15 protein-coding genes are annotated in these 18,585 nt (G+C 32.2%); all 15 read left to right on the forward strand.

Annotated features, from left to right (window positions below):
* The first annotated feature begins 188 nt into the window (after positions 1-188).
* Positions 189-314 (forward strand): hypothetical protein, encoded by a 126-nt coding sequence (locus tag ABDZ84_RS05060; protein WP_255637642.1) that lies wholly within the window; start codon positions 189-191, stop codon positions 312-314.
* Positions 311-562 (forward strand): hypothetical protein, encoded by a 252-nt coding sequence (locus ABDZ84_RS05065; protein WP_026679837.1) that lies wholly within the window; start codon positions 311-313, stop codon positions 560-562. The genes ABDZ84_RS05060 and ABDZ84_RS05065 overlap by 4 nt, the downstream gene beginning before the upstream one ends.
* 104 nt (positions 563-666) lie before the next feature.
* Positions 667-1,206 carry a DUF1572 family protein gene (locus ABDZ84_RS05070; protein WP_343780426.1) on the forward strand — a complete coding sequence of 180 codons (540 nt, stop codon included), beginning with the start codon at positions 667-669 and terminating at the stop codon, positions 1,204-1,206.
* Positions 1,207-1,783: 577 nt separating this feature from the next.
* The gene (locus tag ABDZ84_RS05075; protein ID WP_343780428.1) at positions 1,784-3,244 is read left to right on the forward strand and encodes an APC family permease; all 1,461 of its coding nucleotides are present in this window, start codon (positions 1,784-1,786) and stop codon (positions 3,242-3,244) included.
* A 143-nt stretch (positions 3,245-3,387) separates the two neighbouring features.
* Positions 3,388-4,119, forward strand: coding sequence for a glycerophosphodiester phosphodiesterase (locus ABDZ84_RS05080; protein ID WP_026679834.1), 732 nt, complete (start codon positions 3,388-3,390; stop codon positions 4,117-4,119).
* Positions 4,120-4,287: 168 nt separating this feature from the next.
* On the forward strand, positions 4,288-5,487 hold the full coding sequence (locus tag ABDZ84_RS05085; protein WP_343780431.1) for a glycosyltransferase family 4 protein: 1,200 nt from the start codon (positions 4,288-4,290) through the stop codon (positions 5,485-5,487).
* Positions 5,488-5,498: 11 nt separating this feature from the next.
* Positions 5,499-6,779, forward strand: coding sequence for a glycosyltransferase (locus tag ABDZ84_RS05090; RefSeq protein WP_034678369.1), 1,281 nt, complete (start codon positions 5,499-5,501; stop codon positions 6,777-6,779).
* Positions 6,780-6,810: 31 nt separating this feature from the next.
* Positions 6,811-8,067 carry a nucleotide sugar dehydrogenase gene (locus ABDZ84_RS05095; protein WP_026679831.1) on the forward strand — a complete coding sequence of 419 codons (1,257 nt, stop codon included), beginning with the start codon at positions 6,811-6,813 and terminating at the stop codon, positions 8,065-8,067.
* A 24-nt stretch (positions 8,068-8,091) separates the two neighbouring features.
* Entirely contained in the window at positions 8,092-8,916 is an 825-nt protein-coding gene (locus ABDZ84_RS05100; protein WP_343780433.1) for an ABC transporter permease, read from the forward strand.
* Between the two features lie 26 nt (positions 8,917-8,942).
* Complete coding sequence (locus ABDZ84_RS05105) at positions 8,943-9,848, forward strand: ABC transporter ATP-binding protein (RefSeq protein WP_343780435.1); 906 nt, start codon at positions 8,943-8,945, stop codon at positions 9,846-9,848.
* Between the two features lie 318 nt (positions 9,849-10,166).
* On the forward strand, positions 10,167-10,448 hold the full coding sequence (locus tag ABDZ84_RS05110; RefSeq protein WP_343780437.1) for a hypothetical protein: 282 nt from the start codon (positions 10,167-10,169) through the stop codon (positions 10,446-10,448).
* Between the two features lie 5 nt (positions 10,449-10,453).
* Positions 10,454-13,147, forward strand: coding sequence for a glycosyltransferase family 2 protein (locus ABDZ84_RS05115; RefSeq protein WP_343780439.1), 2,694 nt, complete (start codon positions 10,454-10,456; stop codon positions 13,145-13,147).
* Positions 13,148-13,223: 76 nt separating this feature from the next.
* Positions 13,224-16,157 carry an SH3 domain-containing protein gene (locus ABDZ84_RS05120; protein ID WP_343780441.1) on the forward strand — a complete coding sequence of 978 codons (2,934 nt, stop codon included), beginning with the start codon at positions 13,224-13,226 and terminating at the stop codon, positions 16,155-16,157.
* A 170-nt stretch (positions 16,158-16,327) separates the two neighbouring features.
* Complete coding sequence (locus ABDZ84_RS05125) at positions 16,328-17,143, forward strand: glycosyl transferase family 2 (RefSeq protein WP_343780443.1); 816 nt, start codon at positions 16,328-16,330, stop codon at positions 17,141-17,143.
* 244 nt (positions 17,144-17,387) lie between these two features.
* Positions 17,388-18,479 carry a glycosyltransferase family 4 protein gene (locus tag ABDZ84_RS05130; RefSeq protein ID WP_343780445.1) on the forward strand — a complete coding sequence of 364 codons (1,092 nt, stop codon included), beginning with the start codon at positions 17,388-17,390 and terminating at the stop codon, positions 18,477-18,479.
* The last annotated feature ends 106 nt before the right edge of the window (positions 18,480-18,585 follow it).

The raw sequence follows: 18,585 nt of genomic DNA on the forward strand, positions 1-18,585 counted from the left end.
ATTCCATAATAGCTACTAGAGGAAGCGTAAATCGGAGCATTTAGTGATAAGGACTGAGCGAATTTTGCTCCGTTTTTCTTAATCAAAGTTGATGGGGAAAAAGATACTGAATTGGATGGTGATATAATTTGAAAACGGTATATTATAGTAGGTAGAAGGTTCATTTTTCCGTTTAAGGAGGCATCGAATTGAAGTGTAACGTATATCTTAAGATTGTTAATGGATTTCCAGTAAGCATTAACAGAATAATTCAGCGATCTTGTCATGAAGAAAGGCAGATGCCAAAACAGAAAAAGTCAGGTGATATATTATGAGTTTAGGTCTTATTCTTTTATTAATTGTATTATTTATCGCAGCATTAGGTGGTACTATTTTTGCATTAAAGCAAGAAGAAAATAAAATGAAGAAGTACGAAGAAGAGGGGCATACGCCTCAGGATGAGCTGGAGCGATCCATTGAATATGAGTCAAAGTCTTTATCATCGAATGTCCCAATATTAACATGGATATACAGTATCACCATTCTTTTAGCTATCTTAGCCTTTGCTATTTATCTTTTTTAACGCTTCTCCAATTTAGATAGAACTACAAAGTGAGATTATAATAGTTCTATCTCGTAACCGATTTAACTTTGAAAAGAAAAAGTAAGCGATGAAAGGAGATACACATGGGAATTGGACAGACGTATTTACAAGTAATCAATAGCCGATTTAATCAGTTGAAGAATCAAGGCGATCGGGCATTGGAGCAATTAGAGGAATCCGATATCCATTGGGTACCTAATGAAGCAGCAAATAGTATTGCTGTTATTGTTAAGCATATGAGTGGAAATATGGTATCCAGATGGACAGATTTTTTAACTAGTGATGGAGAAAAGGAAAATCGAAATAGGGATCAAGAGTTTATTAATACCATTGCCTCTAAGGATGATTTGCTGGAAACATGGGAATACGGTTGGCGTATATTAATCAGCACGCTTCAGAGTTTAAAGGAGGAGGACCTAGAAAAATATGTAACCATCCGATCTCAGTCTTTATCGGTAATCGATGCAATTGAAAGGCAACTAACACACTACTCATCACATATTGGACAAATTCTTTACATAGGTAAACAACTAAAAGGGACGCAATGGCAATCGTTAAGTATTCCTAAGGGAAAGTCAGAGGAATACTTAAAAGAAATGAAGAAAAAACACGGTACAAGTTAATACTAGAGAATAGGAAAGTAGACGACTCTCCTTGACCATAGAATAATCCAGACTCTTCTTCAATCTGATAAAGGTGAAGGAGAGTCTTCGTTATGATTAGAGAAGAATCTTGTTATATCTGATTCTTCTCTTTTTGTTGTTGATAAATAGGGGCGTGTTGCGCCGCGCCAGCTCCAGTGTACAGAAACGAGGCGACTTCACAAATCGCCCTACGAAAAGTCATCATCGGCTCGCAAGCTCACCGTTATTCCTTAATGTAGAAGATTTACTTACGTAACGTGGATGGTGATCCGACAGATAACATGTTTATTCGATATAAAAGAAGGGTACCACTATCTATCTGTAGTTTTCCATTAGACATTATTGCTTATGCAAGGTTATGTAGGTGAGGAAATAAGTCGAAATGGCTCATAATTTAACTACGTTTGCGATGGTGGTGACTATATGCCTCGATTAAAGTCTATGTCTTGCTATATAGAGGAATATGGAATTTGTTTAATAATCAGACAATGTGATAGAATTCTACAGGTGTGTAAACATCTTAGGTCAAAGGATCAAGAAAAAAAGGAGATCAATCATGGAAGAAAGAACGACGCTGAAAAAATCTTTAAAGGCTCATTGGGTTTGGGCGATAGCTTTAGGGTCATCGATAGGTTGGGGGGCTTTTGTTCAACCAACGACATGGATGTCCGCAGCAGGACCAATGGGAGTAATTATCGGCTTCGGTATTGGTGCTTTATTAATGATGCTTATAGCAGTTAGCTATGGTTTCCTTATAAAAAGTTTTCCTGTATCAGGTGGAGAGTTTGCGTATGCATTTATTAGTTTAGGTCGTACGCATGCATTTATAAGTGGATGGTTTTTAACCCTAGGATATATATGTATTGTCGCGTTAAACGCTTCGGCATTTGCGTTAATGTTTAAGTTTGTTTTTCCAGCACTTATTGAAAATTTACCCCTATATCAAGTAGCTGGTTGGGATGTTTATGGAATGGAGATCATTATCGCTTCGGTTGCGCTCGGTACATTTGGTTATTTTAACGTTAGAGGGACAGGCTTATCAGGGCGTATGCAATTTATCTTTTGTAGTATTATGATTCTAAGTATTGTAGCAATAACCTTTATGGTTGGTGGGCAGCCAGGTGCTGGCCTTTCCAATGTGCAACCATTTTTTCCTACTGAAACGACAGCATTTGCAGCCATTATTTCTATCGTAGCAATTGCGCCTTGGGCATATGTTGGTTTTGATAATGTTCCACAGGCAGCAGAAGAGTTTCACTTTTCATCTAAAAAGGCCTTTTCGTTAATCATACTTGCCATTTTCTTTGCTGCGGTATTATACAGTCTCATGATCATCGCAACGGCAATGATTCAACCTTGGCAGGGTTTAGTGGCCGAAAGTCATGTGTGGGGTACAGGCGCTGCAATTCAAGAGCTATTGGGGACAATGGGACTTGTGCTACTGGTTACCGCTTTAACAATGGGAGTATTTACTGGACTGAACGGTTTTATTATTTCATCAAGTCGTCTGTTATTTGCAATGTCACGTGCAAAGATTTTACCAGAAGTCTTTTCAAAGCTTCACCCAAAATATAAAACACCTTATGTAGGAATTATATTTACTGTAGTTGTATCTGCATTCGCTCCTTGGTTTGGGCGAGAAGCATTACTATGGGTAGTGGATATGTCTTCTGTAGGTGTAACGATTGCTTATTTCTATACATGCTACACGGCTTTCACTTTGTTTAAAACAAAAAAAGACAAAAGCTTTGATCCGAAAAGGCACGCTGTGTCGCCATTTAAAAAAACGGTCTCAGCAGTTGGAATGCTAGCAAGCTTGGTTTTCCTAGCTTTATTATTAATACCTGGATCACCAGCATTTCTTGGCATCCAATCACGGATTGCTTTAGCAGCATGGATTGGATTAGGTGTGATTTTTTATTTTGCAAAACGAACGGAATTTAATAAGATTCCTAAAGAGGAATTAAATTATTTGATTCTCGGATCGAAGAAAATTGAAGCAAAAAATCGAAGTTAACGATGGAAAACCTGTTAGGAGTCACTTCAGAGTGAACTAACAGGTTTTTTACATAAAATTTACACTAAAATTATAATAGCTTCATAAAAATCATTTACACTCTTAGTTAAGAGGATATAAAATCTAGCAAAAGGAGAGTATTAATGCGTATACGAGGGATTGGTCATAGAGGATATCCTGCAAAGTACCCGGAGAACACCAAGTCTTCTTTTCAAGCTGCTATTGATTTAAATTATACTCATATTGAACTTGATGTACACTTAAGCAAAGATGGGATACCAGTTGTTATGCATGATCATAAAATTGATCGAATGACAAACGGTAAAGGAGAAATAAGAGAGTATACTCTTAAAGAATTACGGAATTTTACAATAAATGATATGGAAGTTATTCCTACTTTGGAAGAGGTATTATTAATTGCAAAAGACCGTGTAACAGTATCAATAGAATTAAAAAATCCAAAGCTATATAATAATATGGAAGAAATTGTGTGCTCGGTAATAGAAGATACGAATATGATGGATCAAGTCTATATCATATCATTTGATCAACAAGCATTAATGCGGCTCCGTAATATTTCTGATAAACTCGAAATTGGTTTATTAGTTAATAAGTTCAAGCGTTCTCACTTTCGTACAATTGAAAAATTAGGTGCCAAATATATTGCTGTGCGCTACGATGGTATCAAGGAATCCTATATAAATAAATGTGAGCAAAAAGGCATTCAATTGATTGTTTGGACAGTAAACAGCATGGAGAGCATGGAATATTATAACCAATTTCCTTCCGTACTGGTTACAACGGATGAATTAGAAAAATATTGTAGTGTTAGTAAAATAAAATTAGCAAATGACTTGGAAGAAGTAAATGCTTAACCGTATGAGAGTGTTAATTAGACTTCATATGTAAGCTAAGCCCTTGTTTATCCACACAAGGGTTTCTTTCATGTTCAGTGGGTTTAAAGTGCAAAATTTAATCTTATCGAAAAATGTTAAATTGTGATAAAATGTATTAGGTATGCATTTCCAATTAGGAGCGTTAACATGACAAAGAAAGTTTTAATTATGACACAGAACTTCTATCCTGTCATCGGAAGTGCGGGTAATAGGATGAAGAATATATTTCAATTATTGAATGATAAGGGCATTGAAACACATGTATTAACAACAGAGCCTGCCTATCCAAATAAAAACTTATATAAGGATGACATGTTTTGGGATGATCCACATTTAAATAAAAGTTCAGATAAAATTATAAGAGTTCCCATTAAAAATAAGAAGTTTTCTAATCGTATATTTAGTCGTTTATTTTTATATATAGAAATAATGTTTCGTTTTTTACATAGGCTCTGGAAATTAAAAAATGAGAAATATGATTATATATACGTAACTACGCCCCCTATATTTATTGTATTTGCCGCACTTCTAGGTAATTTAGTTGTTAAATCAAAAATAATTCTGGAAGTAAGAGATTTATGGCCTGACAGTTTAATTGGAGTAAAAACATTCGATCATCCAATCATTATTAAATTTTTTCGTATGTTAGAACGGAAAATGTACCGAATGGCCAACTATATTGTGATAAACAGTAAAGGATTTGAGCAGCATATTAAAGCGAGTTTAGATGTAAATAAGCATTCTTTAATTTATTTGCCAAACGGTCCAAGAATTCATGAGATTGTTAAAGAAAAGTCGAATAGGGAAGAATTCCGTGTTGTATATACAGGGAATTTAGGACTGGCTCAAGATATTGATCACTTGAAGCACGTTGCTAGTTTATTACAGGAGCATAATATACGATTCGACGTTTTAGGTTATGGAATGAAAGCAGAGGAATTCATCCATTATATAGAACAAAATCAGCTAACGAATGTATATATGCATAAACCAACGACACGCAAAAAGAGTCTGGAACTGATCGAACAATGTGATGTAGCTATTGCTTTATTAAATGATAATGAGGTGTTTGATACAGTGCTACCCGGCAAAGTCATTGATTATATGACCTGTAGAACACCAATCATAGCGGGGATTAAAGGAACCGCAGCTCAAGTAATTGAAGATAATAAAACAGGATTTGTTTTTGATCAGGATAATGTACGTGGTATGGTAGATAAGGTTCTATCCTTAAAAGCAAATCCAAACGAAAGAAATCAATTAGCTGATAATTGTACAAAAACAGTTTCTAAATATTTTTTATGGGAAAGCAATATTGAAAAAATAGTAGAGATTATATATGAATAAGAGGTTATTTGATGAAAAGAGTAGGTATGTTTGTTTGGAATCACTTTACAAATGATGCAAGAGTACTGAGAGAATGCACCAGTCTTTCGAATAATGGGTATGATGTAGAATTAATCTGTATTGATGATCCCAATGATCCAGATGTACAAAAATATGAAGAAATAAACGATCATTTCCGGGTGTATCGTATGCAACGCTACCCCAAGACTTTATTGTTTTTACAGAAGGCATACCGTTTTGCACTAGGAAAGAAATGGCCACTTGTACCTTTGCTTGTCATTTGGGGATTTTTAGTTTATTTATTACCTTGGGTGATCATTCCTTTAACGATCATTGTGGGGTTGTTACTGAAAACGAAAGTAAGAGTAATATGGATTAGAAGTGCATTAATTCTACGAATGATCTGGAAGGGCTATCGAGGGAATTATGATATTTATCATTCCAACGACCTTAACACACTTCCGCAAGGATATATCAGTTCAAAATGGAGGATAAAAAAGAAACCTTTAATTTATGACTCGCATGAAGTGCAAACAAGTAGAACAGGTTATGATAGTCCATGGTACAGACGGTTTGAAAATTTTTTCATAAAACGAATGGATAGTATGATTGTAGAAAATGACACACGAGCAAAGTTTAATGAGGATTTATATGGCTTTTATCCTCATGTATTGCATAATTATCCATCACTTCATATACAGCAGGTGCATGAAAAGGTAGATCTACACGAAATGTTGCAGTTGCCTAAGGATGAGAAAATTTTGTTATATCAAGGTGGTATTCAAGCAGGTAGAGGCCTTGAAAAATTAATTGAAGCATTTCCGAAATTCCATGAGGGTACACTCGTATTTATAGGAGATGGAAAGATCAAAGAAAAACTTATACAGATGGTAAGTGATCGAAATTTGCAAGAGAAAATAAGATTTATTGCTAAAGTGCCTGTTCGGGAGCTACCAAAGTATACAAAAAACGCTTATTTAGGATTTCAGGTGTTAAATAATATTAACTTTAATCATTGGTCAGCATCATCCAATAAATTATTTGAGTATATGATGAATGAGGTTCCAGTTATAGCTTGTAATTTCCCTGAAATTAAGCGAGCAGTTGAAGAAAGTGAAGTAGGGATCACGATCGATCCGCATGACCCAGATGAAATAGCAAAAGGAGTAAACGAGTTGTTGGAAAACCCAGACAAGCGTGATTTTTTTAGCAGCAATTGCAAAAATGCTCGAAAAAAGTATAATTGGGAAATAGAGCAACATCGATTACTTGAAGTATATAAAAAATATTAATTTTTACAAAAAGAGAAAGAAGGGTATAATGTTGAAACTTTGTACTGTAGGATTAGGATATATTGGATTGCCAACCTCTATTATGTTTGCAAATCATGATGTAGAGGTATTGGGTGTTGATGTGAAAAGGGAAGCTGTAGAAATGTTGAATAATGGGCAAATTCACATAGAAGAGCCAGGATTACAGGAAGCACTAGAAAAGGCGATTGCTTCTGGTAATTTTAAAGCATCTCTTGAACCGCAGCCTGCAGATGTTTTTATTATTGCAGTACCGACACCAAATAATAATGATCAGTTTAAGTCAGCTGATTTAAGCTATGTTATGCAAGCAACAGAAAATATAATTCCTTTCTTAGAAAAAGGGAATGTTGTCATAGTTGAATCAACCATTGCACCTCGAACAATGGATGATTTTGTAAAGCCTAAATTGGAGGAAGCAGGCTTCGTTATTGGTGAAGATATTTTCTTAGTACATTGTCCAGAACGAGTTTTACCAGGTCAAATATTACATGAATTAATACACAATAATAGGATTGTTGGTGGTCTGACACCAATGTGTACAGAAAAAGGAGCAGAGGTTTACCAAACTTTTGTTCAAGGAGAAATTATAAAGACGAATGCGCGTACTGCGGAGATGTCTAAGTTAATGGAAAATACATTCAGAGATGTAAATATTGCATTAGCTAATGAATTAACAAAAGTGTGCAATGAGCTAAATATTAATGCTTTAGAGGTTATTGAAATGGCAAACAAGCACCCGCGTGTTAATTTGCATACCCCTGGTCCAGGTGTAGGTGGCCACTGTCTTGCTGTAGACCCTTACTTCATTATTGCTAAAGCACCAGAACAAGCAAAATTGATTAATTTATCAAGACAAATTAACAAATCTATGCCAGAATTTGTAATTAATTCTGTTGAAAAACTATTAGCTAAGCGTAATGGTAAGAAGATTACAGTATTTGGTTTAACCTATAAAGGAAATGTCGATGATATAAGAGAAAGTCCTGCAATGGATATCTATGAAGCGTTACATGCACGTCCTGAATATGATGTTGTAGCATATGATCCACATGTGAAGTTAAGTTTTGTCGAAAATGATCTAGAGAAAGCATTGGATGGATCTGATTTAGTATTGGTATTAAGTGATCATAATGAATTTAAAGATTTAACAAGTGCATATTTTGGAAAAATGAACACACCTCAAGTACTAGATACGAAAAATGTAGTGCAGGAGCATCCTGAAGAGATACAATACATTAACTTCGGAAATCTTTATAAGTATCTTTAATCCTAGGTAAAGGAAGCATTCTATATGTTTAAAGCAATTAGACAAGTAATTAAGGAACAAATTGAATTTAGAAATTTAATTTTAAGGATGGCATTGTTTGAAATAAAAGGTAATTATCAAATTCACTATTTAGGGTCAATTTGGCAAATTCTAAACCCTTCTATTCAAATAGCTATTTACTGGTTTGTTTTTGGACTTGGAATACGTGGTGGAGACCCAATAAATACTTCGGTTGGGGAAATTCCCTTTTTTTTATGGATGTTAATGGGATTAATCCCATGGTTTTTTATAAGTCCATCTATTGTAGGGGGATCTAATAGTGTACACCAGAAGGTAAGTTTAGTTTCAAAAATGAATTTTCCAATTAGCTTATTACCAACAACAAAAATTGTTGGTAATAGTTTTCAATTTATTATAATGTTATTACTTTTAGTTTTTGTTTTGTTTCTTTATGGTATCTTTCCGGTACTACATTGGTTGCAAATTTTTTATTACATTTTTTGCTTACTAGTATTTCTATTCTCATTTGCGATTCTTAGTTCCACCATTGCAACACTTGTTAGGGACTATCAAATGTTATTACAATCAATGATGAGGATGTTACTTTATCTATCACCAATCCTTTGGGATCCGAATGGGGATAAAGTCCCTGATTGGATAAGCAATATTTTGAAATTAAATCCTTTTTACTATATAATTGACGGGATCAGGAATTCTTTCTTAGGTGAATCTTGGTTTTTTGAAGATATTATATATATGGGATACTTTTGGTTTTTCACTTTCGCACTACTGTATTTTGGTACAAAGATCCATCTCAAGTTCAGAAGTAATTTCATGGATTATTTGTAATTTATATAAGAATAAGGTGTTATTAAATGAAATTAAAAGTTGAGTTCAAAAACGTATATAAAAGTTTCGGTATGCACGCAAAGCAGTATCAAAAATTATTAGAACTATTCTCACTAAATAAAAAAGCTAGATCTGAAAAAAGATTTGAAGCTGTTCGAGATGTTTCATTTAAGGTGTTTGAGGGGGAATCCGTTGGAATAATTGGGCTAAATGGTTCAGGAAAATCCACATTATCAAATTTACTGGCTCAAGTCATTCAGCCGACGAAAGGTACAATTGATATTTTTGGTGAAACCTCATTAATTGCAATATCCGCCGGCTTAAACAAAAATTTGAATGGACTTGAAAATATACAATTAAAATGTATGATGCATGGAATTAGTAGAGATGAAATAAAAAGGATTACACCTGAAATCATTAAGTTTGCGGACATCGGGGAATACATTCACCAACCAGTGAAAAACTATTCAAGTGGTATGAAATCTAGATTAGGCTTTGCAATAGCAGTTCATACTGATCCAGATATATTAATAATTGATGAAGCGTTATCTGTTGGTGATTCAACTTTCGCTGAAAAATGTCTTGTTAAGATGAATGAGTTTAAGGAAAGAGGAAAAACAATTTTCTTTGTTAGCCATTCTGCTGCTCAAGTTAAAAAATTTTGTGACAAAGCGATATGGATGCACTATGGTGAATTAAAAGAGTTTGGTGATACAAAGGATGTAACAGTTGTCTACCAAGATTTTATAAGTTGGTTTAATAATTTATCAGAAGTAGAGAAAATTGAGTACAAAAAAAGTAATTTGAAAAAGCAAAGTGTTCTTGAGACATTAAGAAGCAAAAAAGATTATGGTAATATTTCAGATGCTTTTGCCAATATATTAGTGATTGTACCTGTAATAATTTTAGGGGCATTACTAGTCCTAAATTGATATTGAATGAGGAAGTACTGATCTGTAAACAAGTTGGAATATTTTCCAACTTGTTTGAAAATAAAACGTTATAATACTTAATATAACGTATAGGCTTATATATGAAAAACATGTATATACTAACTTTAACTAAAATATATTAATCTAGCTAAAAAACTATTAACAAGATAGATATGTAATAGATTAAAAGTAAACTGTGTAAAAAGGAACCCTTTTTTTGGAAGGTATACTTTAATTGACATTAAACAAGAATAATTGGCGACGAAATCATTTAATAAACAAATGAAAAGTCATTTTTGAGAAGGGGAATGTAACGAGATGGACCCTGATGTGAGTAAGGAAATGAATTCCATAGACATGCTAGTAAAAAAAGTAGAGGAACAAAAGAAAATAATTGAGGATTTGGAAAATGAATTACGAGAAGAAAAAATTAAAAAGTTAGAACTAAGTAAGGATTTATTTGAAGAGTATAATTATATAGAAGATCTATTAAAGCATTTAGAAGTATTGGAAAATAAGTATTATGCCTTGGTGAATTCAAAGTTAGGCAAGGTTACATTAAAATATTGGAAACTAAAGAATAAGAAAAGAAGAAGGTGAGGTTAGTGAATATTAAATCAGATTATACCAAGCGGATAAATTATATTAAAGATAAAAAAGAAAACTTAATAAATACCATGCAGAAGGAAACAGAAGTTTTAAATTACTTAAAAAGAAGTGATAGTTCTTGGTCTTTCTTTATAAGAAATAATATGAGCTTTAATAAGAATTCTATAAATAATGAATTGTCAGCGAGTGAGTATTTAAAGCTTAAGAAAAGTAAATCAGATACCATGTTTATAGAGAAATTCAAAGAAAAATTAAATAAAATACCACAAAGTAATGGATCTGCGTACTATGAAAAACTCAATGTCAATGTAGGTACAATTTGTGATATTCATTTTTATAACACTTTTAAAGATACAGTAAACCTAAAGGTAATAGGAATTAACAATAATAAAGATCAATTAAGAAATTTAGATATATTAATTGTTAGTAATATGAGTAATGAGTTATGTGGTCAATGGAGTAAGTTTAGTCTAGAAGAAAACAGAACTCTTTCAATATTGGAAATAATTAAATGCTTCAGGGGTTTGGGCAAACCAGTAATATTTTATGACCAGTCAAAAGTGGCCAATGATCATAATTTAATATTAGCCAGAGAGGCTGATAAAGTTTATACTACAACTAATAATAAAGCTAGGTACTATAATAATAATGACATTTATCATGTAGAAACGAATTCATATACTATTAATCCATTGTTGTATAATCCAATAGTTGCATCTAATCAATCAAAAATACAAGGTGTTTTATATAATGGTATGTGGTCTAATGATAATACGTTGGAGGAAATGATTGACGGTGTAATAAATAGTGAAAAAGAACTGAAGATTATTGATACTAAATATTATGATGTTTCAAGTGGACATAATTATCCGGTTAACTACTTTCAATATATATCTCCAGCAAACAGTGATTATGAACATAGTATACACAAAATGTTTAATTATTCGCTGGTCCATAATGATATTGAAAAAATTTATCAATTACAAGCCCTTGGCAATGTTGTCCTTTCTAATTATCACCCTGAAATCAATAATAAATTTCCGAATGTTTTTACTGTCGATAGTCATTTTGAAGTTTCCAGTATCTTAGATCATCAAAGTGAGTTAAGTATGTATAAGATACAGATTGAAGGTATAAGAAATATTATGAGTAGTAGGCTTAGTTACGAGAAAATGGAATCTGTTCTTAATAGTGCTGGTATTAGCTGTAGCTTTAAACAAAAAAGAGTTTTAGTAGTTGGTGATACTTATGAATGTGAAGAACAGTTTGAAAGACAATCATTTAAATATGGTCAATTTATTCATGAAAGTATGCTTGATGAGAATATACTGGGGGATTTTGATTATATAACCTTTTTTACTGACGGTTATTTTTACGAAGAATATTATTTAGAGGATTTATTAAATGGATTTAAATATACTAATTCTGATTTTGTTGCGAAAGATAATAATGGAAAAAGATCCTTTAATTATACAAACGAAGTAATTGATTTGTACAGAACGATGTTTAATTTACAATCTTTTTCTAATGAACAAATAATTAATAAGTCTTTTTACGATAACGAATATAATGGTTTTTATATTGATCATTTGGAGGTTCAGGATAGAAAGAATAAACAAACACAATCCAGTACTGTAGGAGATAAGGAATTATCAGTAATTGTCCCTATTTATAATAATGGAAAATTTTTAGAATATAAATGCTTTGAAAGTTTAAAAAGAAGTAGCATCTTTAATAAAATGGAAATTCTTTTTATCGATGATGGTTCAACAGATCCTGAGACTATTCATATTGTTAATAGGTTACATCGTAACTATGATAATGTAAACTTATACCGTTTCAGCGATTACGGTAGTGGGAGTGCTTCTAGACCAAGAAATAAGGGGATAGAATTATCCACTTGTGACTATATAACCTATCTTGATCCAGATAATGAAGCGATAAATGATGGATATGCGAAATTGCTTAGAGAAATAAAAAGTAATAGAGAGTTGGATATTGTTGTAGGAAACATATCACGGTATGATTCATCGTTAAAGAGAAGAGAAATCAATTATTATTACACAGCTAATAAAATTTTAAATTTCGATCTTGTGCAAAATCCAACTGAATTACTTAAACAGACAAATCTAAAGGTACAGAGTATTCAAGCATTAATAGCTAAAAAAAGTCTAATTAAAGATAATAACTTAAAAATGGTTGAGAGCGCAGCTGGTCAAGATACATTATTCTTTCAAGAATTATTAACTAAAGCTAACCAAATGAAGGTCGTTGACTTAAATATACATGTTTATTATGCAGCTGTCGACAATTCTGTTACAAACACTGTTTCAAGTAAATTTTATGAAAAATATTATAAAGTAGAGAAGGAAAGAATAAAGTTCCTTGAATCTAACGAATTATTTGATATTTATATTTCAAATAAATACCAATCTTATTTTGTAAATTGGTATTTAAAAAAGTTAATTGATGTGAAAAAAGGAGAAGAAAAAAAATCTTTAATAATCCTGGACAAGATATACAAAATATACGAGCCATATATTACTGATGAGCATGAGTTACTCAAGACTTTTAAGAAATACTTCGAAAGAGAAAAGTATGAGGAATATGTCTTATATTGTAGGGATTATTTTAAAAGAAATGCAAATAAAAACAGAATATCCAAAAAAAGTAAAAAGCAGTATGTATAAAATATTTTTTATAGCAAAGTGGAGACGTTATTCTCTCCTTTGCTTAATTATATTAATTGCCTAAGGAGGATGTTTAATGATTAGGAAAATATTAAGTGTTTTATTACTTTTAACACTTGTTAGTACATATTTACAACCCATATCTGCAATTGAAAAAGTCGACTCCTACAAACTTGTTAAAACAGAAACAGATATAAAATTAAATGATAATTTAATTATACATAAAGGTACCTTTATTTATACAAAGAAAAAGAATAAGGAAAATGACGTAGTTAACTTTAATGGCAAGGAATTTGATGTTTCAAAAAAAGATTTGCACTATATCACAGAGGATGAAAAGTCTGAATTAACCAATGTACCATTATTTATAGATAGTAAGAATGGAGAAGAGGCTGAGTATAAATCTGTTGAGAAGCTGTTTGGGTATAATGATGGTATGATAACAACAGATTCTAAGAATGATAACAAATTACCTGTATATTCTTCCAATGGTTACGAGGTAGTATATGTTGGAAACAGTGAGTTCTATATAAATCGAGATGATTATGAAGCAATAGCTAAGAAGATGCAAGATCCAGATCAAGGAGCAGAGCAAGATCCAGATCAAGGAGCAGAGCAAGATCCAGATCAAGGAGCAGAGCAAGATCCAGATCAAGGAGCAGAGCAAGATCCAGATCAAGGAGCAGAGCAAGATCCAGATCAAGGAACAGAGCAAGATCCAGATCAAGGAACAGAGCAAGATCCAGATCAAGGAACAGAGCAAGATCCAGATCAAGGAGCAGACCATAAAAATAATCTACTAAACTCTAAAACTAATATGAGTGAATTTCAAACTCTTCCAGTTAAAACATGGACAAAACAGGATAAATATTTCAAGGTAACAAACGATAATGCTGTAGTTTATGATATAAGAAGCGGAAAGTATATAAAAGTCGGTCAACTTGTAAAAGGTCAGGAGTATAAAAGAGTAGGAGAGTCCGGTAATTATCATAAAATTAGGTATGGTGATTATTATGGATATATACACAAGGGTCACACTGTATGGTCTGATGGAAGTAGTATAAAAAACGAGAATACTAGATATGATAATTCTGATAGAAGTTTTACTGCAAATGGAAATATAACTGTATATGATAATAGTTCAGGATCGTTTAAGAGTTTTGGTACAATATCATCTGGAACAGAGTTTGCTATTGCTACTGACGCAGGAAACTTTTGGCGCATAATCTATGCTGATAGAATAGGGTATGTCTATAAAAGCGGTACAAAAGTTCCTTTTGAAAAACAAGATAAATATTTCAAGGTAACAAGCGATAATGCTGTAGTTTATGATATAAGGAGTGGAAATTATTTAAAAGTAGGACAACTTGTAAAAGGTCAGGAGTATAAAAGAGTAGGGGAGTCTGGTAATTATCATAAGATTAGATACGGTAATTATTATGGATATATATATAAGAGTTACACAGTATGGTCTGATGGAAGTAGTATAAAAAACGAGAATACTAGATATGATAATTCTGATAGAAGTTTCACTGCAAATGGAAATATAACTGTATATGATAATAGTTCAGGATCGTTTAAGAGTTTTGGGACAATATCATCTGGAACAGAGTTCGCTATTGCTACTGATGCAGGAAACTTTTGGCGTATAATCTATGCGGATAGAATAGGGTATGTTTACAAAAGTGGTACAAAAATGCAATTTAAAAGTAGTGATAAGTATTTTGAGCTAATAAAAGATGCCCCAGTTTATGACATAAGAAGTGGAAATTATGTAAAAGTTGCAGAACTAGTAAAGGGTGAGGTTTACCCTCGTATTGGGAAGTCCGGTAATTATCATATGATAATGCTAGGTGATTTCAAAGGTTTTATCCATACTTCCTATACTGTTGTTGGCGATGGCAGCAAGATAAAAAATGAAAAAGATAATGAGCAAAATATAAATAAGAGAATAGTTGTTGATAAAGACGCCCCTGTTTATGATATCTCTTCGGGAAGTTTTGTGGAAATTGGTAGTTTAACAGAAGGAACGATTTATAGAGTCATATCAGATGGCAGTAATTATGTGAAAGTGATCTTTGGTGATCGAATTGGATATATAAATAAGAAAAATCTTTCGCCATATGGTATTAAATATTCTAACTACGATTTAAGTTTGGACGAAGCAGTGAAGATACAAAAGAAAGCCAATCCTCAAACAGATAAGGAATATGATACGTTTGTATCTAAGAGTTATATTAAAAATGGGAAAGTAACCGCTAGTACTTTAAATGTAAGAGGTGGACCAAGCACAAATTATTGGATAGTTGGACAACTTAAGGAAGGTGCAAAAGTAACCGTTATTAATGAAGTTAATGGGTGGTATCAAATTGAATTTACAAATAGTAGACAATGGGTAAATGCTAGCCCTGAGGATGTAGAGTACTATCTAGATCCCAATAATTTTATTAATGATGAAAGACAACAGTTCCAATTTCTAGATTTAGCTAGATCAAGTGATGTATCTGCTAGCGTATTAAATAATTATCTAAATGGAAAAGGTAAATTATCAGGACAAGGACAGGCATTTATTGATGCAGGAATAGTAAATGGTATTAATGATATTTACTTAGTTTCACATGCAGTATTAGAAACTGGTCATGGTACTTCAACACTATCTAAGGGTGTAAAATATAATGGTGTTACTGTTTATAATATGTTTGGTATAGGTGCATATGATCAATGTCCAGTAGAATGCGGTGCTAAGAAAGCTTATGAAGAAGGATGGACTACTCCTTATAAGGCAATTGTTGGAGGGGCGAGTTTCATTGGTAATGATTTCATCAATAATGGATTAAATACACTTTATAAAATGAGATGGAATCCTAAATCAATGGAAGAAAACGGAAGATATGGGAAGCAATATGCAACGGATATCGGTTGGGCTTCCAAACAAGTATATACTATGTATAATCTTTATCAGGAAATCGGTTCATATACATTATATTTAGATATTCCAAACTATAAATAGTTCCTATAAAAGTAGTACAGAGTAGCGAACTTTGTACTACTTTTGTCTTAATTTGTAATATTGCTGGCAATTTTCCTGAAATATAAATTATACTTATACATAGATATATTTTTTCAATCCAAAAATAAACTTTAAGATACTATCATCAAGGAAGTTGGGGAGGCGACTTTATGTTTAATGAACATCAATCAATTCAAACAGATTATAAGGATTTATCAAATGCGAAATTTAATACTACGAAACCTTTTCTATTAGTTGTTAATAAAAATGGAGTGAAATATGAGTTCTTTATAAGAATAAATAAAAAAAGCCCAAAATTATTAATTTTTGGATCAGGGGCATATAAACCTTCAACTATGTCTTTACCTGTTTTTCAGAGGCATTCTTGGACTGAAGATATGGAAGAATCTATAATTTTTTATAACGATCCTACCTTATATTTAGATAGATTAATGTTAGGTTGGGGATTTGGGGATTTGCAAGAGCACTATTTAGAAGTAATCTCTGATATAATTAGAGAATTATGTGAATTGTTTAATTATGGAAGCGATGATACATTTTACTATGGGAGCTCTGCTGGTGGGTTTATGTCATTAATGTTATCTACAATGATGAAAGGCTCAACAGCAATTGTAAATAATCCGCAAACAATTTTTACGAATTACCAGGAAGTTCATGTAAATAAATTAATGAGGGCATTAAATATTACTAAAGAAATTGCAGAAAATAAATATAAAGATAGAGTCAATACAATTCACAATTTCAAAAAATATAATCATGTACCTAAAATAAAATATCTACAAAATTCTGTAGTTGAACATGATGTTAATAATCATTTAATTCCTTTTATATCAGGATTAAAAGATATTGATGAGTCTATTATAACTAATAAACTCCAAGTTGATTTATACTTTGATCATAAATTGGGTCATAACCCTGTCGGGAAAAAGGCTACAATACAGTATATAAAGGATGCACTATATTAAATAAAATATAACTAATGCCTTTCTAGCCTTTAGTTATATTTTTCAACCTTAATAATTTTCAAAAACACCTCTACTTAATAACAATGGTTTTAAGGAGCATATTAAAATTTAATTCTGGATTTTTATGAGTTAAAAAAAATTTACTAAGTTTCAATTTTATTTAGTCTATATTAACTAATTTATATTAATATGATAAAATAATCTAGAATGAATAATGTAAACATGAACTAAGTAGGTGCTACATATGTTCCATCCAATGGAAATGATAATAGGATTTATTATATCAGTGGTAACGGCTTTAATTGTAACACCTTTGGTGAAAAAGTTGGCATTTAAGCTGAATGCAGTAGATAAGCCAGATAATAAGAGGAAAAACCATGATGGTGTAAAAGCTAGCTTAGGTGGTTTGTCTATATTTATAGGTGCTGCGGCTGGTTTTTTATACTTACAGCCTGAACACCCTCAGATGTATGCCATTATAATTGGTGCAGTTATCATGCTACTTACAGGGTTGCTTGATGATATATTGGAATTAAAGCCATTTTATAAACTAATTGGACAGTTAACTGCTTCTTTCGTTGTTGTTTCATCAGGGTTGATCATAGAGAAATTAACAGTACCTTTTTTCGGTACGGTATACTTAGAAGGAATTGCTTATATTGTTACGATATTATGGATTGTAGGAGCGTCCAATGCTATTAACTTTATTGATGGCTTAGACGGCTTAGCGGCAGGTGTTTCCGCTATTGGATTATCTAGTATTCTAGTTATGGCAATAATGGATTACAGACTTGTTGTCGCCTATTTATCTGTTGTTTTAATTGGGGGTTGTATTGGCTTTCTATTCCATAATTTCTACCCTGCAAAGATTTTTATGGGAGATACAGGAGCCTTATTTCTTGGTTACTGCATTGCAGTAGTATCTATGTTAGGCTTATTTAAAAATGTTGCCCTTTTTAGCTTTATCATCCCAATTATTGTCATTGCTATACCAGTTTTTGATACACTCTTAGCTATAGTTAGAAGGATAATAAATAGACAAGGAATTGCAACTGCTGACAAAAAACATATTCATTATCAGCTTATTAAGATGGGATATAGTCATAGAACAGCTGTTTTGATCATTTATGGATTTAGTGCATTCTTTGGTATATTAGCAATTACTTTTAACAGCAGTACAATGCAAGCATCTCTAATTTTATTTGGTGTAGTCTTGATAGGTATGCAGGTGATAGCTGAATTAGCAGGCATGGTGCTAGAAGGACAACAGCCACTATTAAGTAGTTTTAGAAAATTGTTTGGGATAAAAAAGGCAAAAGCTAATAAAATTGACTAGTAAAAAGGGGCTGGGACATAACTAGCCTGGAGAAGTAAAAAAGAGATTCCAGTTATCAAAAATAGATAGCTGGAATCTTTTTCATTATCATAAATACATGAATTTT

The sequence above is a fragment of the Virgibacillus salarius genome, assembly GCF_039521925.1.
GTDB lineage: Bacteria > Bacillota > Bacilli > Bacillales > Amphibacillaceae > Virgibacillus > Virgibacillus salarius.